General features: G+C 60.0%; 18 protein-coding genes, 1 tRNA gene and 1 pseudogene. 9 read left to right on the top strand and 11 right to left on the bottom strand.

Annotated features, from left to right (window positions below):
- Positions 1-106: 106 nt before the first annotated feature.
- Both ACEN9H_RS08810 and ACEN9H_RS08805 read left to right on the top strand, forming a co-directional pair.
- The gene (locus ACEN9H_RS08810; RefSeq protein ID WP_413674448.1) at positions 107-352 is read left to right on the top strand and encodes a hypothetical protein; all 246 of its coding nucleotides are present in this window, start codon (positions 107-109) and stop codon (positions 350-352) included.
- 55 nt (positions 353-407) lie between these two features.
- The gene (locus ACEN9H_RS08805; RefSeq protein ID WP_371763295.1) at positions 408-878 is read left to right on the top strand and encodes a DUF1348 family protein; all 471 of its coding nucleotides are present in this window, start codon (positions 408-410) and stop codon (positions 876-878) included.
- 432 nt (positions 879-1,310) lie between these two features.
- Here ACEN9H_RS08805 and ACEN9H_RS08800 read toward each other — a convergent pair whose 3' ends face one another.
- Positions 1,311-2,555: an ROK family protein gene (locus ACEN9H_RS08800; protein WP_413674447.1), complete on the bottom strand. Its 1,245-nt coding sequence runs from the start codon at positions 2,553-2,555 to the stop codon at positions 1,311-1,313.
- A 503-nt stretch (positions 2,556-3,058) separates the two neighbouring features.
- On the opposite strand from ACEN9H_RS08800, the gene ACEN9H_RS08795 reads away from it, so the two are divergent.
- The 6 genes from ACEN9H_RS08795 (at position 3,059) to ACEN9H_RS08770 (ending at position 11,806) form a co-directional block, all read left to right on the top strand.
- A complete protein-coding gene (locus tag ACEN9H_RS08795) occupies positions 3,059-6,127 on the top strand; it encodes a TonB-dependent receptor (protein ID WP_413674446.1) in 3,069 nt (1,022 codons plus the stop codon).
- 121 nt (positions 6,128-6,248) lie between these two features.
- A complete protein-coding gene (locus ACEN9H_RS08790; protein WP_413674445.1) occupies positions 6,249-7,808 on the top strand; it encodes a tryptophan halogenase family protein in 1,560 nt (519 codons plus the stop codon).
- 29 nt (positions 7,809-7,837) lie between these two features.
- The gene (locus ACEN9H_RS08785) at positions 7,838-8,548 is read left to right on the top strand and encodes a SapC family protein (protein WP_413674444.1); all 711 of its coding nucleotides are present in this window, start codon (positions 7,838-7,840) and stop codon (positions 8,546-8,548) included.
- A gap of 4 nt (positions 8,549-8,552) precedes the next feature.
- Positions 8,553-9,545, top strand: a complete 993-nt coding sequence (locus ACEN9H_RS08780) for a cupin-like domain-containing protein (RefSeq protein WP_413674443.1) — start codon at positions 8,553-8,555, stop codon at positions 9,543-9,545.
- A 13-nt stretch (positions 9,546-9,558) separates the two neighbouring features.
- Complete coding sequence (locus ACEN9H_RS08775; RefSeq protein ID WP_413674442.1) at positions 9,559-11,076, top strand: tryptophan halogenase family protein; 1,518 nt, start codon at positions 9,559-9,561, stop codon at positions 11,074-11,076.
- A gap of 22 nt (positions 11,077-11,098) precedes the next feature.
- On the top strand, positions 11,099-11,806 hold the full coding sequence (locus ACEN9H_RS08770) for a DUF6445 family protein (protein WP_413674441.1): 708 nt from the start codon (positions 11,099-11,101) through the stop codon (positions 11,804-11,806).
- Between the two features lie 17 nt (positions 11,807-11,823).
- On the opposite strand, the gene ACEN9H_RS08765 is transcribed toward ACEN9H_RS08770, so the two are convergent.
- The 6 genes and pseudogenes from ACEN9H_RS08765 to ACEN9H_RS08740 form a co-directional block, all read right to left on the bottom strand.
- Complete coding sequence (locus tag ACEN9H_RS08765) at positions 11,824-12,444, bottom strand: TIGR02466 family protein (RefSeq protein WP_413674440.1); 621 nt, start codon at positions 12,442-12,444, stop codon at positions 11,824-11,826.
- A 467-nt stretch (positions 12,445-12,911) separates the two neighbouring features.
- Positions 12,912-14,285, bottom strand: coding sequence for a hypothetical protein (locus ACEN9H_RS08760; RefSeq protein ID WP_413674439.1), 1,374 nt, complete (start codon positions 14,283-14,285; stop codon positions 12,912-12,914).
- Positions 14,285-14,905, bottom strand: a complete 621-nt coding sequence (locus tag ACEN9H_RS08755; RefSeq protein ID WP_413674438.1) for a hypothetical protein — start codon at positions 14,903-14,905, stop codon at positions 14,285-14,287. The genes ACEN9H_RS08760 and ACEN9H_RS08755 overlap by 1 nt, the downstream gene beginning before the upstream one ends.
- Positions 14,892-16,007 (bottom strand): hypothetical protein, encoded by a 1,116-nt coding sequence (locus ACEN9H_RS08750; protein WP_413674437.1) that lies wholly within the window; start codon positions 16,005-16,007, stop codon positions 14,892-14,894. Before ACEN9H_RS08750 ends, ACEN9H_RS08755 begins: the two co-directional genes overlap by 14 nt.
- Before the next feature lie 343 nt (positions 16,008-16,350).
- Positions 16,351-16,507: pseudogene (locus ACEN9H_RS08745) on the bottom strand (transposase); the annotation flags it as partial.
- Between the two features lie 34 nt (positions 16,508-16,541).
- Positions 16,542-16,892 carry a pYEATS domain-containing protein gene (locus ACEN9H_RS08740; protein WP_413674436.1) on the bottom strand — a complete coding sequence of 117 codons (351 nt, stop codon included), beginning with the start codon at positions 16,890-16,892 and terminating at the stop codon, positions 16,542-16,544.
- Positions 16,893-17,803: 911 nt separating this feature from the next.
- Here ACEN9H_RS08740 and ACEN9H_RS08735 point away from each other — a divergent pair.
- Positions 17,804-18,688, top strand: coding sequence for a GIY-YIG nuclease family protein (locus tag ACEN9H_RS08735; protein ID WP_413674435.1), 885 nt, complete (start codon positions 17,804-17,806; stop codon positions 18,686-18,688).
- A gap of 170 nt (positions 18,689-18,858) precedes the next feature.
- Here the strand turns inward: ACEN9H_RS08735 and ACEN9H_RS08730 are convergent.
- From ACEN9H_RS08730 to ACEN9H_RS08715, 4 genes are all read right to left on the bottom strand, one after another.
- Positions 18,859-18,968 (bottom strand) — tRNA-OTHER (locus ACEN9H_RS08730).
- A 359-nt stretch (positions 18,969-19,327) separates the two neighbouring features.
- Positions 19,328-19,468, bottom strand: a complete 141-nt coding sequence (locus ACEN9H_RS08725) for a hypothetical protein (RefSeq protein WP_413674434.1) — start codon at positions 19,466-19,468, stop codon at positions 19,328-19,330.
- 17 nt (positions 19,469-19,485) lie between these two features.
- Positions 19,486-20,118, bottom strand: coding sequence for a hypothetical protein (locus tag ACEN9H_RS08720; RefSeq protein WP_413674433.1), 633 nt, complete (start codon positions 20,116-20,118; stop codon positions 19,486-19,488).
- Positions 20,115-20,462, bottom strand: a complete 348-nt coding sequence (locus ACEN9H_RS08715) for a phospholipase D family protein (RefSeq protein ID WP_413674432.1) — start codon at positions 20,460-20,462, stop codon at positions 20,115-20,117. The genes ACEN9H_RS08720 and ACEN9H_RS08715 overlap by 4 nt, the downstream gene beginning before the upstream one ends.
- Positions 20,463-20,768 lie beyond the last annotated feature (306 nt).

Genomic DNA, 20,768 nt, shown 5'->3' with positions numbered 1-20,768 from the left:
CGGGACTGATTCAAGGTGAACCTTCGTACGCGGTTGCGCATGCCATTTGGCATGTGTCTTATGCCTCCGCTTGGCCGGGAATAAATCTTTTGATATTGGAGCTCCCATGAACATGCATAGCCAGCGCCAACAGGCGATCGACACCTGCGTTTTCGCCAAGGAAGCGCAACAGGACGAGCAATCGAAAAACCTGGATGAAGCACTGGAGGAATCTTTTCCCGCCAGCGATCCGGTTGCAATCAGTATTACCGCCATCGATCCTGCCGGGCGCGGAAGCAAGGACCGATTCCCGTCAGCTATCGGCAGTCAGCGCAAGGAAATAAGACTTGGTTTAACCGAAGCGCCATTTTAAGTTTTCGTACCGAACGGTACCCCTGTACCGATCATCACACTAAAGGAGAAGTACCATGTCGACCCGCCCACCCCTGCCCCCATTCACCCGTGAAACCGCCATCGAGAAAGTACGCCTGGCAGAAAATGGCTGGAATACCCGAGATGCCGAGAAAGTCGCCTTGGCTTATACCGAAGACAGCTGGTGGCGCAATCGCGCCGAGTTCGTGCAAGGCCGCAAGGACATCATCGCTTTCCTGAAGCGCAAGTGGACCCGTGAGCTCGACTACCGCCTGATCAAAGAACTGTGGGCCTTCGATGGCGCCCGTATCGCCGTGCGCTTCGCCTACGAATATCGTGACGACTCCGGGCAATGGTACCGTGCTTATGGTAATGAAAACTGGGAATTCGACGAAGCTGGCCTGATGCATCATCGTCACGCATGTATCAACGAGCATCCGATCAAGCCCGAAGAACGTAAATTCTTTTGGGACAACAGCGGCCCTCGCCCAGCCGACCATCCCGGCCTGAGCGAATTTGGATTTTAAGAAGATGTAATGGCGAGAGTCATCGCAGGGCGAGAGGATGTGATACCGCTGCTGGCACAGGTCTTCCGCACCGACGGTTTCGGGCGCGCCAGACTGGCGCGCATTACCATGTTTGATCAAGTTGAGCGGCTTCCTCTCGGGCCGCAAGGTATGCCTGGTCGCTGTCTTTGCCTTTAGAAATGCGCGTGACCGTTTGCCGAGAAAGTCTGTGATGACTTCTCCGCATGGAGCACGCACCGGCCACCGCGCCGGTCCGTGCCAGGCGCAGCAGTGACGATGCCACAGCATTGTCGGAAGTTCGGCCGGCGAACGGAGTTACGGGCCAAACGGCTCAGCGATGGGCAAGCTGCCGCCAGGTCGAGCATCTTGATCATCGTTCCGCGTACCCGCAGCACAGCCGTATGTCATTGCGGAGGCATCGGCCTTCCTGATCTAGCGCGCCAGGCCCAGTTCGTCATTCGTCACCCGCGCCTGGCGCCCCGCTTTGTCGGCCCGCCGCGCCATGCTCTGCAGGTCGAGCGGGCGCGTGAGCCGGTGGCGCGCCAGCGCCGCGCCGCCTACCGCGACCACGTCCGCACCGAAGCGCGAAGTGCGGATTTCCGGCGCGGTCAGCATCGCGGCATCCGCGTACTCGCCTAGCACCCGCCGTGCCGGCTCGATCAGCGTGTCGCCCAGCCGCACTGCCGGTCCGCCGATGACGATCGCCATCGGGTCGAAGCTGGCCCAGAGGTTGTTGAGCAGGACGCCGAGCTGGCGGCCGGCTGCGTCCACTGCGGCGCAGGTGGCCGGGTCGCCGTCGACCACGCGGCGGAACAGCCGGTCCAGCGCGGGATGGCTGGGCAGTTCGGCGCCTAGCAGCGCGCCGAGGCCGATCAGGGCATCGGCGCAGCCGCGCCTGCCACACGAGCACAGCGGCCCGCCGGCCTGCAGGATCGCGTGGCCCGCTTCGCCGGCAAAGCCGTGCAGGCCGGTCAGCAGGCGGTCGTTGACGATCACGCCGGCGCCCACGCCATAGCCGATTGACAGATAAATCAAGGGATCGGTGCTGGCCTGGTCGGCGAATTCGAACTCGCCCAGCGCGGCGACGTTCGCCTCGTTCTGCACGTACAGCGGCAGGCCGTCCAGCGGCGAGCCCTTGGCGTGGGCCTGGACGATCCCGGCCACGTCCACGTTACGCCAGCCGAGGTGGGGCGCGTGGTGCAGCAGGCCCAGCGCCTCGTCGACGGCGCCGTGCAGGCCGATGCCCACGCCGAGAACGGGGCGCCCGAGCCGTTTCGCCAGCTTCGCGAGCGCGAGCGCGGCCAGCCGGATGCACGACGTGGGGTCGCCCGGATCCTCGTACGTGAGGATGCGCGTGTCGAGGACTTCGCCCAGCAGGTTCGTCGCGACGACGCGGGCTTCGTCCACGCCCAGTTCGGCGCCGAGCAGGGCCAGGCGCGACGGATCGAGATGCAACGGCGTGGCACGCCGGCCGACTTCGCCCGTCACGAGCAGCTCGCTTTCGGTGAGCCAGCCTTCGTCGACCAGTGCGCGCACGAGCAGGCTGATGCCGGCCTTGGTCAGGCCCAGCACGTCGGCCAGCGCCGCGCGCGACAGCCCGGGCTGGGTGCTCACCTGGCGTACGACGGCCATGCGGTTCAGTTGTTTGAGGAGTTGCTGGTCACCGGTAACTTGCATGGGGTAAGAAAATCAAGTGGTTGTGATGATTATGCAACGGTTGGAAAAATTTGTTGATCATGCAAACTGCATATTTACAACATTTTTTCTGTCTCGCAACGCGAAGTCTCACGGCCTGGTCATCCTCATCGTATTGGATGAAGTGATTGATTTAATTATGAAATCGATTTCTCGCGTACGTACCGACATCAATGTACGTATGTTACGTAATCCCTGCTTTCACAATCAAAACTGAGTCCCGCCGTGGTGCACCGACGCTCATTGTTGGGGCAAACATTTGGTTTGATCGATTGACCAAAATATTTAGTGTCATTAATCTACGGGAAATGATGTCCGCTATCAATGATAAATGAGGCAACAAAGCGACGGCTGCCGCAGCCGCTGCAGCGGACAACAGACCCGCCGGCAATGACCCGATGCGGGCCGCCAGGTTGTAGCACCACCAGTACGGACGCCGCCGCCCGTCGGGTCCGGCGTTTTTTCGAGAGACGAGAGGAGACACAGTGCAACACACCAAGAGGGTTTTTTCCCATCACCTGAACACCAGGCATCGCCTGATCAGCCTCGCCGTTGCGAGCGCCTGTGCCGGCCTGGTTGCGCCGGCCCATGCGCAGGATACGGGCGCCGCCAACGGCATCGCCGCGCCGACCGACCAGACGGGGTCCACGCCCGCGCAGGGCGTCGCGACGAATACCGTCGTGGTGACCGGTATCCGGGCCAGTATGCAGTCGACGCTGAACCTGAAGAAGAACTCCGATGGTATCGTCGACGGTATCGTCGCCGAAGACATCGGTAAATTCCCGGACACGAACCTGGCCGAGTCGCTGCAGCGCATCACCGGCGTGTCTATCGACCGTCAAAATGGCGAAGGCCAGAAGATCACGGTGCGCGGCATGGGCCCCGACTTCAACCTGGTGCTGTTGAATGGCCGTCAAATGCCGACGGCTGACCTGAACGACGCGAACGGCCGCTCGTTCTCCTTCGACAACCTGGCGTCGGATGCCATTTCGCAGCTGCAGGTCTACAAGACCAGCCGCGCCCAGGATCCGTCCGGCGGCATCGGCGCCACGGTCAACATCATGACCGCGCGTCCCTTCGACCAAAAGGGCACCGTGGCGAGCGTTGGCGTCAAGGGCGTGGTGGACCAGTCGAGCCAGAACCTGCCCGACTTGCTGAAGGGTAAGCGCGTTACGCCTGAAGTTTCCGGCATCTTCAGCACCGTCACCAAAGATGGCATGTGGGGCTTTAGCGGCAACGCCAGCTACTCGAAGCGCGACTCGGGCTTGAATCGTGCCCAGATCGCCAATGGCTGGATCGGCCCCTACAAAGGTTCGGATGTGATTGACGGCTCGACCTTGCCGCAGCCCGGTGCGCCCGTCGGCAGCGTAACGAACCGTCCAGGTCCGAACGATCTGTATGAGCGCCCACAAAACTTTGGTTACCAGGTCAACGGTCTCGAGCGCGAGCGTGTCAATGGCCAGGCCGTGCTGCAATTCCGTCCGGTCAAAGAACTGACCGCAACCCTCGACTACACCTTCGCGCAGAACAAGCTGCACACCCGCCGCGCCGAGATGAGCGTCTGGTTTGCCCAGACCCCGACCTCGACCAGCACCTGGCCGGGCGGCAGCAACCAGGCGCCGTTGACTTACTCGGAAGTGTACAACTCGCCCCAGGATATCTCGGTCATCTCGGCCGACTTTGCCACCAAGAACACCCTCAATTCGGTCGGCTTCAACACGGTCTGGAAACCGCGGTCCGGCCTGAGGTTCACGCTCGACGCCCACTCGTCGAGCGCCGAATCGAAAGCCGACAGCCCATGGGGCAGCAGCAATCAGCTGAGCAACGCCAGCTTCAGCCGCGGCAGAACCTCGATCGACTTCACCCACGAGCTGCCGATCCTGGGCATTGACGGCGCCAACGTGGCTGCCGAGCCGATCCAGGCAACCGGTTCGCAGTTCACCAACACCTACGTCAAGTCGACCGTCAAGCAGTTGCAGTTGAGCGGCGAGTGGAAGGTGGCCGACGCGTCGAACCTGAACTTCGGTGTCGGCTATACCGACGTGAAAAACCGCTCGACCTCATCGCTCGTGCAGAACAACGGATGGTCAGGCTTGACGAGCAAGAACGACTATCCCGCCAGCCTGTTCCAGAAGAGCGACACCGCCAGCTACTTCGACCAGTTCGGTGGCGCCGGCGCGGCTGGCATGTTCAGGGACTTCTACACCGCCGATTTCGGCGCACTGCGCGCGGCAACCGCCGCCGCCGCCACCAAGCCTGGCTATGTCAGTAACGACGGTCTGAAAACGCAAGCAAGCTTCCTGCCGAATTTCGCCACGACCGACAGCGACCAGCGTCTGGAGGAAAAAACCACGACGGCCTACGTGGCCTTGAGCCAGGACTGGGACCTGGCCATTCCGGTCCACACCTCGGTCGGCCTGCACTTTGAAAAAACCAAGGTCACTTCGGTGGCCCAGGTGCTCCCGGCGACAGGCGTGACCTGGATTTCGCAGAATGAGCTGCCGCTGACCTTTGCCGGTACCGCCTACTCGACCACGCATGGCTCCTACAGCAACGTGTTGCCAAACGTGAATGCCGACTTCGACGTGACCTCGAACTTCAAGGTGCGCGCCGGCGCCGGCGTGACGATCAGCCGTGCCCGTTATAACGAGCTGCAGGGCGGCCTGAACATCGGCACCGGTTCCGACTACTACCTGGGTGGTACTGCTGCGACGGGTAATCCGAGCCTGAAACCAGTGAAGTCGAAGAACCTGGACTTGTCCTTCGAGTGGTATTTCACGCAGCATAGCGTCGCCTCGCTGGGTCTGTTCAACAAGAAATTGACTGACTATACCGCCCAGAGCCAGGTCCTGGAAAACCAGTACGGCATCCATACCCCGATCGGCGGCGCGTACTATAACGCCGCCTTGAACACGGGTCATTGCACCGTTGCCGACACCAACTGCATCCGTAACTACATTCTCAACAACTACAACGGCCAGCCTGGCGTCACGAAGACCGGTGTGAACTCCGTTGGCAATGCCACCGGTGTGATCACGGGCATTCCGAGCGACCCGCTGATGCAGTTCAGGACGTCCAGCTACGTGAACTCGCAACCGGCCAGCTTGCATGGCGCCGAACTGGCCGTGCAGCATATGTTCGGCGAGACGGGCTTTGGCGTTCAGGCGAACTACACCTACGTGACCTCGCCGTTGAAATACAAGAACGACCAAACCACCGATCAGTTCGCAATCCTGGGTCTGAGCAATTCGGCCAACCTGGTGGGTATTTATGAAAACTTCGGTTGGACGATACGGCTTGCCTACAACTGGCGCGACTCGTTCCTGGCCTCGAAGACCGACGGCGGCGGCCACCTGGATCCGGTGTACACCAAGGCGTATGGCCAGACCGACCTGAGCGTGGGCTATGCCGTGACCAAAAACCTGAACGTGCTGTTCGAAGGGATCAATCTGACCAATTCGACGCAACGCCAGTATGGTCGCACCCAGGCCCACTTCCTGAACGCAACCCAGACCGGCCCACGTTACATGGTTGGCGCACGTTACACGTTCTGATTACCTAAGGCAGCACTAGGTATGTGAGCAGATCCTGAAGCAGGCTGTGGTGACGACCATGGCCTGCTTTTTTCTTGCTACACTGAATCGCTATAACGACTTACTACGATGGAAGATTCGCGTGCGCAGTAAACCCCTGGAACAGGTCGTGATTGTCGGTGGCGGCTCGGCCGGCTGGCTGACCGCCGCGCTGGTCGCGGCAGCGCATCAGACCCCTGCCGGCCCGGCCCTGAAGGTGACCCTGATCGAATCGCCCGAGGTGGCGCCGGTGGGTGTCGGCGAGGGAACCTGGCCCGGCATGCGTGAGACCTTGCACCGCATTGGCGTTTCCGAGAACGATTTCTTCCGCGCCTGCGACGTCTCGTTCAAACAGGGTTCGCTGTTTGTCGGCTGGGTCGACGGCAGCGATGACGACGCTTATTACCACCCGTTCGAACTCCCCTACGGCTATGGCGAGACCCATCTGGCCGCGAGCTGGCAGCGCCAGCACGGCGCCGTGCCGTTTGCCGACCTGGTCAGCGTCCAGCCGCACCTGTGCCGCGCCGGCAGGGCGCCCAAGCAGGCGACGACGACGGAGTTCGCCGCCGTGGCCAACTATGGCTACCACCTCGACGCCGCCAGGTTCGGCCTGTTCCTGCGGCGCCACTGCACCGAGAAACTCGGCGTGATCCACGTGCCGGACCATGTGGTGGCGGTCCATGCGCACGATGACGGGGACATCGCCTCGGTGCAGACCAAGCTGGGCGGCGCCATCGAGGGCGATCTGTTCATCGATTGCAGCGGCTCGCAAGCGCTATTGCTGGGCAAGCATTATGGCGTCCCCCTGCTGCCGCAACAGCATATCCTGTTCAATGACCGCGCTTGCGTGGTCCAGCTGGGCTATCCGGAGCCGACCAGTCCGATCGCATCGCAGACCAGGTCGACGGCGCAGGAAGCCGGCTGGATCTGGGATATCGGCTTGCCGACCAGGCGCGGCATCGGCCACGTGTATTCGAGCGCCCACACCAGCGACGCGCAGGCCGAGCAGGCCTTGCTGGCCTACGTCGAACGCAGCGGCGGTGGCGCACCGATGCTCACCGCGCCGCGCAAGCTCGGCTTCGAGCCCGGCTACCGCGACCATTTCTGGCACCGCAACTGCGTGGCCATCGGCCAGTCGGCCGGGTTCATCGAGCCGCTCGAGGCGTCGGCACTGGCGATGGTGGAGTTGTCCGCCACCATGCTCAGCGACGGCATGCCGGCCAACCGCGCCGTGATGGACATCGTCGCCAAACGCTTCAACGATGCCTTCACCTACCGGTGGGAACGGGTGATCGATTTTCTCAAGTTGCATTATGTGCTCAGCCAGCGCAACGCCAGCCAGTACTGGCGCGATCACCGGGCGCCGGAATCGATCCCCACGCGCCTGAATGAATTGCTCGCGCTCTGGCGCTCGCAGCCGCCGTCGCGCTACGACCTGCACCGGATCGAAGAGCTGTTTCCCGCCGCAAGTTATCAATACGTGATGTACGGCATGGGGCTGGTGCCGGAAGTGGACCGGCGGATCCGCCACTGCGAGCACGCCGATCTGGCCGACGGCTACTTCCGCCAGGCGGCCGCAATGACCCGCAAGATGCTGGCGGGGCTGCCCGGCAACCGCGAACTGATCGGGCATATCGTGCATCACGGCATGCCGACCAGGTAGTCAATGACATTTGAATGAAGAGGCAAGCAATGACCCACCGTGTTTTGTTGAACAACGTCGAACACAAAGACCTGAAAATCATTCTTGGCCGCGGCACCCGGTTCGGTGACGGCGAGACGATCTGCCCGACCTTCCCGGCCGAGTTTCGCAATGTGCTGGCCCACTATCCGATCGTGTTCCGCGAGACCGGCAACGAACAGCGCTACGAGCCGGTGGCGCTGTTCGGTTTTGTCGAGGGCGAAAACTTGTTTGCCGGCGCCGATGCCTGGGATGCGCTGTACGTGCCGATGGCCGTGGCGCGCCAGCCCTTCTCGATGGGACTGCATGGCGACGCTCTGCTGGTGCATGTCGACCTCGATCATCCAAAAGTGAGCACGGCCACCGGCTATCCGCTGTTTCTCGAATACGGCGGCCAGAGCGAGCTGCTGGAACAAGTCAACAGCCTGCTGCTGGCTTTGCACGAGGGGCTGCAGAGCAACGCCGGCTTTGTCGCCGCGCTGCTCGACCATGACCTGATCGAGCCGTTCACGCTCGACATCGAATTGAACAACGGCTCGCACAACCAGCTGCTTGGTTTTTCGACGATCAACGAGGAAAAGCTCGCCGCGCTCGACGGTGCGGCGCTTGCGCACCTGCATCGGCACGGCTACCTGATGGCTGCCCATCAGATGGGTGCATCGCTCGTCCAGCTGCGCGAGCTCATCGAGCGCAAAAACCAGCGCGTTGCGGTCGATGGCTAAGCCGATGCGCGAGATCAGCGGCGCGCTACCTTCCGCGCTGACTGACGCCATTCTCACTGCGACCGAGCCGCTGGTGCTGCGCGGCCTGGTCGCAAGCTGGCCGCTGGTCAAGACCAGCCTGCGCTCGCAGCGCGAGGGCATCGCCTATCTGCGCCGCTTCTACCGGGGCGAGGTGGTCCGTGCACTGATCGGTCCGCCCGAGATCGCGGGGCGCTATTTTTATAACGACGACATCAGCGGATTTAACTTCGACGCCGTCAACGCCAGGCTCGACGCGATCCTCGATCAAGTGCTCGAACACCTCGATGACCCGTGTGCGCCGACTTTTTATGTCGGCTCGACGACAGTGGACACCTGCCTGCCAGGCTTCCGGGACGAAAACGATCTCGACCTGGGCGATCGCGATCCGCTCGTCAGCGTGTGGACTGGCAACCGTTCGCGCATTCCCGCGCACCAGGATCTACCCGATAACCTGGCCTGCGTGGCCGCCGGGCGTCGCCGCTTCACCTTGTTCCCGCCCGAGCAGTTGAGCAACCTGTACATCGGGCCGCTCGATTTTGCGCCGGCCAATCAGCCCATCAGCCTGGTCGATTTTCATCGGCCGGACCTGATGAAATTCCCCAGGTTTGCCGAGGCCATGGCGCATGCGCAGGTGGCCGAATTGCTGGCGGGCGACGCCATCTTCATTCCCAGCATGTGGTGGCACCATATCGAGGGGCTCGACAGTTTCAACGTCCTGATCAACTACTGGTGGCGCCAGTCGCCAGGCTATATGGATGCCCCGGTCAACACCCTGATGCACGCCATCCTGACGCTGCGCGAACTGCCGCCGCCCCAGCGACTGGCATGGCAAGAGGTGTTCCGCCACTACATATTTGAAGCGGACGGCAGTGAAGCGGCGCATATCCCGGAACCGGCGCGCGGGGTCCTCGGTCCGCTCGATCTCGACAAGGCGCGGTCCATGCGGGCCGCAATCATGCAGAAACTAAAACGGTAGCAGGAGACACCCCATGCAACAGAACAATCCGGAAAATATCGGCAGGAAGCCCGTGCGGCGCGTCGTCATCGCCGGCGGCGGCACAGCCGGCTGGATGGCCGCTGCCATCATCTCCAGGATCTTGGGCAAGACACTGGACATCACGCTGGTCGAATCCGACGAGATCGGTACCGTCGGGGTGGGCGAGGCGACCATACCCAGCTTGATTCAGTTTCACCAGTTGCTGGAACTGAACGAAGCCGACTTTATGCGGGCAACCCAGGCGACCTTCAAGCTGGGCATCAGCTTCGAGAACTGGCGCGCGCCCGGCGAGGACTATATCCACTCGTTCGGCTTGACCGGCGTCGACCACTGGTCTGCGGGCTTCCAGCATTTCTGGCACAAGGGCCGCCAGCGCGGCCTGGCCAGTGACTTCGGCGACTATTGCCTGGAATTGAAGTCGGCCCAGCTTGGCCGCTTCGCGCATCTGCCGAACGACGTCATGAATTACGCTTACCATCTCGACGCGACCTTGTACGCCAGGTTCCTGCGCAAGTACAGCGAAGGTTTCGGCGCCAAGCGGGTGGAAGGCAAGATCGACCAGGTGATGCTTGACGCCGCCAGCGGCCACGTGACCGGGCTCAAGCTCGGAAACGGCGCCTTGATCGAAGGCGATTTGTTCATCGACTGCACCGGCTTTCGCTCGCTGTTGCTGGGCCAGACCATGGGGGTGGAATACGACGACTGGTCGCAATGGCTGTTTAACGACACCGCCATCGCGGTACAGACTGAATTGATGGGCGAACCGGTGCCGATGACACGCGCGATTGCGCGCGGCGCCGGCTGGCAGTGGCGGATCCCGCTGCAGCACCGGGTTGGCAATGGCCACGTATTCTCCAGCAAGTATATGGACGGCGAGGAAGCCATGCAGATCTTGCTCGACAATCTGCATGGCGAGCCGCTGACGCAGCCGCGCATGATCAAGTTCAAGCCAGGCCAGCGCAAGCAATCGTGGAAAGGCAACGTCGTCGCCATCGGCCTGTCGAGCGGCTTTCTGGAACCGATCGAGTCGACCAGCATCCATCTGATCCAGCGTAATCTGATCCGTTTGATGCAGATGTTCCCGGCCGACGGCATCTGCCGCTCCGACATCGACGAGTTCAACACCCAAGTGCAAAGGGAGATCGCCCACATCCGCGATTTCATCATCCTGCATTACAAGGTGACCAGTCGCGCCGATACCCCGTACTGGGAAGCTGCCAGGAACATGGAAGCGCCGGCATCGCTGCAACACCGCATCGACCTGTTCCGCGAAACCGGACGGGTGTTCCGCACCGAGGGTGAGTTGTTTACCGAGTCGTCGTGGCTGCAAGTCATGCTGGGCCAGGGCATCATGCCCGAGCAGCATCACCAGTCGGCCGACCTGATGGGCGATGCCGAGCTGTCGCAGTTCCTGGGCTCGATTCGCCAGAAGATCGAAAGGACGGTCCAGCAGTTGCCATCGCATCAGGCTTACGTCCAGCGGTTCTGCCGCGCAGAGCGGCCGAGCTGATCCTTTTAATTCGGAGCCGCCCATGTTCAACCCAAATCCCTCGATGAGTAAAGTCGCGCTGAACGATGGCCGTTCTTATGTAGTCGTTGACAATATCCTGCGCGATCCCATGCAATTCATCGCCCATGCCGTCGCGCGGCGCGCGGATTTTTCGCCGGAAGATTCTCACTACTATCCCGGGCCGGAACTGCGGCTGCCCCCAGCCGCGCACCAGGCATTCGAAGCGTTTTTTTCACAATATATCCGGGGTCAGCTTGGCGCCCGGCGCACCCGCAGCGCCTTGTGCAGGATGTCGATGGTCACGCGCAAGCCGGAAAATCTCGAGCCATTCCAGAGAATCCCGCATGTCGATGGCGGTCCCTTCCAGCCGGGCGAAGGCAATTTCGCCATGGTCCTGTATTTGTTCAAGGATGAACGGCTGGGTGGCACGAGTTTTTTTCGACCGCGGGTCGACACCGCGACATTGTCGGCCATGATGGCCCGCGGGCAGCATATGGACCGTGACGCGTTTTCGGCCTTGATCGACAGCGCCCCCGCGTATCCGACCAAGACCAACGCATATTTTGAAAAGATGGCGACCGTCCCGGCGGCGTTCAACCGCGCGTTGTTCTATGATGGCACGATCTACCACAGCGGCGACATCCGCCATCCGGAGCTGCTCAGCGCCGATCCGGAACAAGGACGGCTGACCGTCAACGCGTTCTTCGGGGTGCGCCTGAACGCCTGCTGAAGCGCGGCTTCGAAAAGCTAGCGCGCTTTCGCGTGGTCGATGTTAAACGCGATGGCGATGCGATCCTCATCGGTCAGGTTGGGGCCGACGTGGTGTTCGACCCAGCTTGGGAACATGATCAGCTTGCCCACTTCGGGCACCACGGATGCCGCCTCGGCCTGCACATTGCGGTAAAAGCTGCGGGTAAAGGTGCGCGCCAGGATCGGATCACGGAAGCAGAGCGAACCGGCACGTTCTTTCGCGGCCGGCACCTGCGGGTAATACACGCCGCTGATCCAACTGCCCGGGTGATTGTGGGGGCTGTTGGCGTGCCCTTTGCCATTGATAACCCCCCACATCGCGCCGAACTGCGCTTCCGTGACCTCCGGTTCCGCAAACCATGCGCCTTTGACCATGCATTCGTTGAGCACCCGCAGCACGAGTTGCTTGAGCTGTGCAAACCCCGGGAGCGGCAACAGGTCATAGCTACGGAAGCCGCCATAGTTCGACAGGCCAGTCTTGTCGGCGATGCCGGCTGCGACTTCCTCGTCGCGAATGGCATAGATCTGGCGCGCCAGTTCCTCGTTGTCTACCCCTTGGGTCTGCACAACGAAAACCGGCGTCGGAAATAACTCCAACACCTGCATGGACGCTTTCATGTTACTCATGGACCTACTCAGGTTACGCCCTCGCCAGCGAATCCGAGGACTGGAATTGTCGAGATCCAAATTATGGCATTAATGTTGAAGGTCCGCCAATGCACCGGTGTGATCGAGCCGTATGTAGTGTCGCAAACGTAATGCGTCGATTTGAAGGGATAAGCTACATCGTTCACTTAGATCAGCGCCAAAGCGCTAATCTACAGATATGCTGGAGGCGAGGACGGGAGTCGAACCCGTCTAGACGGCTTTGCAGGCCGTTTTGGCTCTTACAAATCAACGGGTTAGCGTAGCACCACACTTGAGCACCACATGAGTTCGCCTGACCACACGTCCATGGGGCTCGAAAGAACTCTGCAATTGCCCTCTCGAACCCAGTATAGATCGCCTCAGATCCAAGCCAGTTGATCGGTTGTTCAGAAATCTAAACGACTTGCCCTCCTCCGCATCGCGGTCCTTGCCATATATCACCCGACGATCGAAGCCATTTCCAGTACAGGGTTGGAGCACAAGTCGAATGCGGTACGAGCCCACTCATGTGCCAATTGCCGTGATGGCATCGCCAACATTTGTTCGAGCCGTTCGAAGAGCGTGATCACCCCATCATCCGAAGTCATGCAAAACTCCGAAAGCGCGTGCAGGTTGTTCGCGTCCAGCGGGCATACGAAGACCCCGGCTTCGGCTTGCGGCCAATAGAGCATCGGGCACAAACCCTTGCGCCCCTTCGCCGGGTAAATCACGAGCCAGCAGTGGCCTTCCTCCTCCGGATGCCGCCTTACCTGCAGCGGAACCATTTCGCCAGCGCCGGCAGGCCCATCCTGCAGGTCGGCTGGGTGGATCCCCTGGATCCTGGTCCGGCCAGTAGCAAGCTCGCGTCGCTCGACCAGGCTGTGTTGCAACCGGTATTGGATGGACAGATGTACGCCGATCTGGTCAGCCTCCTGCTCGACATCGTCTACCAAGTCCTGCGGAAAGGCCATGCAGCCCATGTACGCACGAGGTAGATGCACGAGGCTGTCCAACCAATCGAACGACATGCGCAACAGGTTGCGGTAGCGGGGATCGTTCGCGTCGAACATCGCATGTGCCCCTGGCCCTGCCATGCCGTACTCTACGGAGTCGCGCTCGTCCCAATAGACGTCAGGAATGTCGAGCACACCGGTACGCGGATAGAACCAGTCAGGATAAGGCCACGAGGGAGGGCGCGAGCCCGTGGAGGACATACGCCGCTTCACCTGTGCCGTGCGCACGAACAGACCTTCGATGCCCTCCTTGTCATTGCCGTATGCGACGAGCGCATCGGTCGCGCGCACGAGCGCCTGCAGGTGGCCAGCCGCGCGCGCGTATCGTTCGGGGTCGATCGCGTCGCCGGCGAACGACGTACCGGCGAAGATGCGCCGGCACACATGTTCCCGCGCGTCGCTGGAAAACATGCAAAGCGCCTCGATCAGGCGCCCGAAATGACCCGCGTTAGCGGACAGCTTGTTGCGGCGTTCTTCCCAGGCCTCATAGTCCGTGGAGTACCACGGCGCTATTACGAATTCACCGTATCGCTTGGTCGCATTACCCGGCTCATCGAGTCCGGCCGCGCGCATCCAGGCCGCCTTGCTGAACGGCTGCCCGTCGCGGACGGTACCGAACAGGCGTTCGACTTCGCAATGTAGGGCAGTCGCGATACGCTCGCGGTCGCTTGGCGCCAGGCGTCCCGGCTTCACGGTTGCGAACTGCCTGAGCAAGGCCAGACTCTCGCTTCCGCTACGTCGGACCTGCCTAGCCAGGTACCTGCGCCATTCCCTGGCCCACGTCGCCGCCGGATCGGCCAACTGGTCGATAAGGCCCATCAATCAGCCTCCCGCAGCGCCAGCAGTTCGGCGTACTCGGACGCGTGGCTGCCAGCGTGGTTAGCCATCCCAGGGCGGGTCAAGCAGCCTTTGGGCGCGATGTAGCTGTCGATGCGACGCTCGGGCTGTTCGTGCCAGCCGATGTTGAAGGCGGCGAGCTTCGGGAAGAAGTACAGCGACGAGTAAGGAAGATGGTCATGGATCCACCAAGCCAGTGCCCGCCAGTCCGCACCGGTTGCGTAGCGGTCGGCGAACCAAGGCAAGACGATGCACGCCATCGCGCCGCGGCCGTGGTCGTCCGGGACGTCCCAGATGTGGCGGGCGTAATTATGTTCATTGGTGGCGCAGCCCAGACCGAGACGGTTGCCCAACTCGTTCACGGCAAGTGACCGATAGGCCGAGCGGATCGCGATCCTGCCGAATTGGCGCTGCAGCGGCTCGAGCAGGCTCTCGCACAGCTGCCCGCCTACCTCGATTGCGAGATCTGGATTCTCTGGCACGTTGAGCAGCCCGTGCATAGCCGCGATCTCGCTGTACAGGAAGTCTCGCATGTAGAACGAAGCCGACAGGCGCACGCGGCCGAGGTCTTCGAGCTTTGCCACGGACTCAGGCTTTTTCATTGTGGGCGACCTTCAGGTAGTGGAAATGGACCGAATTCTTCGCGGCGTGATGGCGCAAGTCGTCAAGGGTCGACGGCGCCAGCGAAGATTGACTATTGTCAACAGCGATCATAACGTAATCCGGCTTCGACACGTCGGCATAACCCGCTCCCAACCTCGCTTGGCCGAGGCGTTCGCGCCACCACACCAGCTTGTCGATATCCGCGGCGATCTTTTTAGCGAAGGCAGCAGCGCTGACGCGTCGCGCGTTGGCGCTACTCTTGACTTCAATGACCGCCTGCAGGTCGCCGATCTTGATGCCATCGTTGGGGCGCCTGCGGTCGCCGCTCCGGTACAAATTAAACCGTCCGCCCACACGATCGCCAAATACACATAGGTCGGGACGCTGGTGCATCCGCGTCCCCTGCGCCGCACAGTTGAAATAGGTCTCGAGCGAGAGGCGATTAGTGCCGACGCCGGCGCGCTGCAACGCGTGGTAAATGAATCCAGTGACCGTGTCCTCCGTGACGTCTGCCCGATTGAGCAGCGACGCCAGCTCCGGCAAGCAGTCTTGCCACCGCACGGGGCCTTCGTTGCGGACCATGCCACACGCCAGCGCGACGTCGACCGGCTTCGTTCCCGGCCGTGCGATCACGCAGTGGTCGGCACCCTGGGCGTAGTAGGCGAAGTGGACGCCGCGCCGCGCACACTGGCCAGCGACGCGTTGTTGCTGGCGTGGCGACAACGCCAGCCCTAGCTCGGCCATGTCTACGCACACGAACCATGCCTCGGCGCCCTGGCGACGCAGCGTCGCGAGCTTGTCCATATCAGCGCAATAGCCCTCGGAGTCGATGGTGTCGTGCAACGCATTACGTACGTTGTAGGCGCCGCCTTTGAACTCGAATGCCACTACCGCATCGTCGCGTGCGAGCCACCGGTCGCCGCTCCGGTTGGCATGCACGACCAGGTCGATCCGCTTGTCCCCATCCGCGTGTTCGCGCGCGATGCAATCCCTTGGTACCCCGTCCATCAACAACTGGTGCATGAAGTTCGCGTGCAGCGTTTTCTCGTGGCCGCATACAGCGGCGGTGTCTGCGAAGAATCGGGCAAAAAGATAGTCCATGTCGTTATGTCCTTGTCGAGGACGCCAGACTTTTAGCTGACGCTGAATTGAGATGGACACAACTTTAGGACGTGCGGTAATTTAGTTCTACCAAGAAAATGCGGTGTCGGCGCCGGCAAAAATCCTGGTAGCCACAGCATTAATACGAGCGCGGTTGCTGTCATGGCAAGAACGAGGCTGTGGTCCCTAGGAGTCTGTGCGGCAGAAGAAAAAAGAGAAAATTGATGTTGTAGGGCCAGTCGTGGATGTTTCCACGTGAGCCAATGTTTGTTGACGGCAGACGAGGTGCTGGTAGCGAGCTGTTTTGGTCCGCTACCTGGTCCTTTCGTTTTGAAGATGCCGCGAGGTAGCTCATCCGCCGTAAGTTTCGGGGCGGCACAAACAAGCTTCCATTCAGCCGCCACTTTCCGCAGTCCGCGCAGGCTGAAGCTACGAAATCCCAGCACATGTTTGATCCAGGCGTTAGGCGCCTCGACGATGGCCTTGCGCCGTCGATAGGCATCCTTGGCTGCCGGCCACTCAGCGTTTTGGATGTCAGCGCGCCCTAATAATTTGCGGCGCGTCGGCCACCTGCGCCAAGTCGCATTCAAGGACTACCCTGTCCCTCGGTATGCGCACACCAACGGTGAAGCCACCCCAGGCTTGGACGCGCAACTGAACGCGGCCGGCGCGGAACGGCACCTTGACTTCGGCGGGCGAAAAGGTCGGGTGAAGAATGAAGCAGGCGTAGTCTTCCATTCCGATCCGTGCCGGGTCGTCCGCCATCACGGTCAGCACGACAGCGACCCACTTCCGGCTGTCCGACGGCTCGAAGCGCGCGTCGAGGCTGAATCCGTCGCTGCGGGACTGCCCACCGAACCGGTTCTTGTTCGGGTCGCTGGGCAAAGTACTGGCCGGCGTCGGCTCGTCGCCGCCGCCGCCGCCGCCGCCGCCGCCGGCAAATCGTACTCTATCGGGTTACCCTCGGGCAGAAACTTGCTCGCCCCCAGGACCATGAATTTGCCAAAGCCCAGCTTACGATAGTTGTTGCACTTGAGGCAAGTTTAAAATGTTGCGGGTTCTGAGGAGACCTCCCGTGTGCCGACCTGAACTTCCAACCTCCCCCCTGCTGATGTCGCGATTATGTCCATGCTTGGCGACATGTAGCCAAGTCTGCTCCTGGTCGAACCAGTATTGCTCTAATGGCAAGTTTGGTTTGATAGACGGGAGCAGATCTTGACTTTAATTGCTGTGCACAACGTTATGCATGAGTTCTCTCGCGAAAGGCTGCTGGCGTGCCGCGATGCCAGAAACCGCAATCCAAAGCGTTGGACGCATGCCACGAGGAGTTGGAAACTGGAAGATCCAGTCTTGTTGAATCTGAAACGAACTCGGTCAGAGACTTTAAGCAAGCAGTTTGATGTGACGCGACAACTGCGTTGACAAACGCCGAAAGTCGCATCACGAACTACAAATTGAATGTTCCCGGCTCTTGACTTAAACCGTTTAGCAGATTTGATTGTTAGTGCTGGCCTAATTCAGTGGCTCATCAATAAGCGGAGCTAGACGAGATTACTGCTTTCCTTGCGCATTAATAAAGAAGCCCCAAGGGGCCTTTTTATGTTATCCATGAGTATTCCCACTCGCCATGAGTACGTATTTTAACCATGAGTACTCATGATTAGCTTTTCCACTCATGATCATCAAATCAAATGAACTAGATACCAAATTATTATTGAAACACGAGCCTTTTCCCGCCAAATCAGTTTGAAGCGATAGTAGAATTCGTTCGTTAAACACTATAAGGAGAGATAACGATGCAAAGACTTTTTGAGATCGGTTTTCAACGAGCAGGCCGGTGGAGTTTGGAAGGTGAAGAACTCATTCTTCAGCTAAACGATCTGGCGGACCGTCAAAACGTCCTGTATGCGTTTGTCACAGGTGGCACAGTGAAATATGTAGGAAAGACCACTCAAAGCCTTCAGCGTCGCATGTTCGGCTACCAGAAGCCCAACGTAGACCAGCGCACGAATTGGCGAAACCGTATCGCTATCGTTGAACTTTTGAAGCGCGGCCAGCAGATAGACATCCTTGCCCTGGCGGATACTGGCCTGCTTCGCTATGGCAGCTTTCACCTCAATCTTGCGGCAGGGCTTGAAGACAGCATCATCCAAACTCTGAAGCCAGAATGGAACGGTGGCCGCACGAGTGCCGTGATCGAGACGCCTACCGAGGCAAATCCGACGGACACCAGCACAGAAGCCAAGCTTGAAGAGAAGGTTCAAGAGGTCGTGCAGCACCTCCCTAAGCTCGAGCCTGCACCGGCCCGGCCGCACGTCGCCATCGAGATCCGCACCGACACCAACGGCGCACCACCAGTTGCCGCCCCAGTAGACAAGACACTCACAGCCGCGCCCTACTTCCTCCTGACCCTCCAGAACACTTACCACCGCACAGGCTTCTTCAATGTACCGCTCAACAGTGACCGCTACTTTGGGAAAGACGAGCAGAACATTACGATTTACTGCGGGCGTGAGAAGCTTCAGGTCGTAGGAAAGATCAACAGGACTGCAAATACCAACGGCACACCCCGAATCATGGGAGCCGTACCGCTACGCCAATGGTTCCAACAGCGACGACCAATGAGCCAACTGAAGGTTTCAATCCTTGATCCGACAACGATCCACATTAACGACGCCTAGTGCTGCCTAGATGAAAACGGAAGCCCGACATGCGGCAAGTTTGTTTTCACTCACCGAGTTCTAAAAGCTTCCGAAGCGTTTCACTGTCAGTTCGCTGACGATGCAATAGCCAGCATCGAATTGCCGGACCTGACGTAGGTCAGCTCAAATGCGATGACCTACATGTATTTTGGAGGCGAGGACGGGAGTCGAACCCGTCTCCGCGGCTTTGCAGGCCGTTTTATCTTTTACAAATCAAAGGCTTAGTGGAAAACCGCACTTAGCACCACATCAGTTCGCCTAAAGGCCATACGAAACCAACTGATGAACCGGTCCTCCTCTACTGCAGAGACCGCTTCCGACCCGAACTGGATTGCCGCAGACACACCATAAGTTTTTGTAGATCACAGACGGATGGGATCACTGGCCCGCAGCGTCTAGCTGAGACCGTTCGCCACGAATCCAGCGGACCTCCTTCTCACCGACCGCGAAACTATTGGAGATAGCCCCGCCGCAAGCCGGACGCACCATGAAATCGAAAATGCGCCGGGTGCCATCGATACACACGCTGCGCTCGCGCGTGACCTGAAATCCGGCGGCCACCAGGTAGGGCAGTAAGGCCTCTTGTGCCCGTATTTCGGGCCTGGAATTCATGGCCAGTTACGCAAACAGTGACAGCGGTGTGCCAGAAACAGGGTGGAACGACGTCACGATACCGGACGACGTATCTGGCCGGTAGCGCAATTGCGGACTGCTCAGCGCGTGGCCGAGCACGCGGAAGACCTGGTCAGCGAAGCTCATCGGTTGGTCCAATGCGATTAACGGCCTAGTTTCGCCAGCGCTCGGTTCAGGGGGATGATCGCCCCTTTGTTCGGCCCTTCGAACTCGTGCCATAAATCGTCCAGCACCGGGCGCAGGATGTTTTCGAATTCCTTGCGCTGTTTTTTGAGAATGCGTAGCCCGAGAATCTCGTCGTGTTCTGCCACGATTTGCAGACTGCCATGTTTTTTTCCTGGCCCCACATCAAGTTCTGCCAGCCGGCCCCACACCCCATCGCAGCTGTATTTGCCGTTCGGGTGACGTTCGAAGCTGATGAGGATGCTTTCCTCCGGCAAGTCCGGCCAGTGTTCATAGAAGCTCAGCTTGTCCAAGAGCGCCGGTTCAAGCTGGGCATTTTCTTCCGCTTGCGACACGACTTTCGCATAGGCCGCGTTCGCCCCTTCCGATGCTTTTTCGCCCCAGATGACGACGTAGAGGTTGCGATCCTTGACATCGGACGAAGCAAAATCCAATAGCGATTTGACCTGTTTCACCTTTGGACGCGCAGCGCGCCGACGTTTCCAGGCCAGCGCTGCCTCCTTGAGGTCTTGCGCCTCAATCGGGCGCGCCCGGCGCCATTCGGCGTCGAACCACTGGGCGATATCGCGAAGATCGGCGGCGGACGTCGTCAACAGACCCGCTTCCGACCACCCAAGAGCTTCCTTGCCCTCCAACTGCAAACCATTGGTCGAAAATTCGCGGAGCCGATCAAGGCCGAAGAGGTACCGAGGACGACTTTGGCATGCAAATCGTCTAATTGTCTGAGATCGATCCCTTGTTTGAGCAATCGTTTAATGGGGTCGGGATTGGTGCCGCCACTCGACAAATTGCAGATCACCCGCATCGTCTTGTTGCCGGTGTTGGCGAGCAGTGCATCGCTACCCTCCCCCCAAAACGCGACCGCAATATCGATGCGCTCACTGCTCTTTATCAACGCTGTGACTTCATTTAAATAATTTTTAGACGCGACGAACATGGCTCTCGATTCAAAAAGTTTCAAAACGATAATACCCCGCCCAGCTTGCCTTGGCTACCGATGTCAATCGATGCGGCGGGGCGAACGATTCGCGTCCGTAAATATGAATTCGGATGCGACACAGAATGTCGTCTTTCGGCCTTATCGTAACGGCGGTCTCGTTATCGCCCCCAAAACTTTGTATTGCGGCCGAGTCGCCAATCGGTATCTGATGACGGGCTCAAACGCTTGAGTTCGCTAATCATGGTGTGGCGCGTGGAAGACGATTTGGTAGTGCGGCCACAGGTGTGCTCGACACGAGCGGAG

This window comes from Massilia cellulosiltytica, from assembly GCF_047325105.1.
In the GTDB taxonomy this organism is placed as follows: Bacteria; Pseudomonadota; Gammaproteobacteria; order Burkholderiales; family Burkholderiaceae_D; genus Telluria; species Telluria orientalis.
Note: the sequence above shows the minus strand (reverse complement) of the source record. Positions and strands in the feature narration are given on the sequence as shown.

Bases quoted from the DNA above. Each gene is read 5' to 3' on its own strand.
- ACEN9H_RS08775 (WP_413674442.1), top strand. From the start codon at position 9,559: ATGCAACAGAACAATCCGGAAAATATCGGCAGGAAGCCCGTGCGGCGC.
- ACEN9H_RS08760 (WP_413674439.1), bottom strand. From the start codon at position 14,285: ATGGGCCTTATCGACCAGTTGGCCGATCCGGCGGCGACGTGGGCCAGG.
- ACEN9H_RS08780 (WP_413674443.1), top strand. From the start codon at position 8,553: ATGCGCGAGATCAGCGGCGCGCTACCTTCCGCGCTGACTGACGCCATT.
- ACEN9H_RS08800 (WP_413674447.1), bottom strand. From the start codon at position 2,555: ATGCAAGTTACCGGTGACCAGCAACTCCTCAAACAACTGAACCGCATG.
- ACEN9H_RS08735 (WP_413674435.1), top strand. From the start codon at position 17,804: ATGCAAAGACTTTTTGAGATCGGTTTTCAACGAGCAGGCCGGTGGAGT.
- ACEN9H_RS08750 (WP_413674437.1), bottom strand. From the start codon at position 16,007: ATGGACTATCTTTTTGCCCGATTCTTCGCAGACACCGCCGCTGTATGC.
- ACEN9H_RS08765 (WP_413674440.1), bottom strand. From the start codon at position 12,444: ATGAAAGCGTCCATGCAGGTGTTGGAGTTATTTCCGACGCCGGTTTTC.
- ACEN9H_RS08810 (WP_413674448.1), top strand. From the start codon at position 107: ATGAACATGCATAGCCAGCGCCAACAGGCGATCGACACCTGCGTTTTC.
- ACEN9H_RS08715 (WP_413674432.1), bottom strand. From the start codon at position 20,462: ATGTTCGTCGCGTCTAAAAATTATTTAAATGAAGTCACAGCGTTGATA.
- ACEN9H_RS08755 (WP_413674438.1), bottom strand. From the start codon at position 14,905: ATGAAAAAGCCTGAGTCCGTGGCAAAGCTCGAAGACCTCGGCCGCGTG.
- ACEN9H_RS08725 (WP_413674434.1), bottom strand. From the start codon at position 19,468: ATGAGCTTCGCTGACCAGGTCTTCCGCGTGCTCGGCCACGCGCTGAGC.
- ACEN9H_RS08785 (WP_413674444.1), top strand. From the start codon at position 7,838: ATGACCCACCGTGTTTTGTTGAACAACGTCGAACACAAAGACCTGAAA.
- ACEN9H_RS08805 (WP_371763295.1), top strand. From the start codon at position 408: ATGTCGACCCGCCCACCCCTGCCCCCATTCACCCGTGAAACCGCCATC.
- ACEN9H_RS08770 (WP_413674441.1), top strand. From the start codon at position 11,099: ATGTTCAACCCAAATCCCTCGATGAGTAAAGTCGCGCTGAACGATGGC.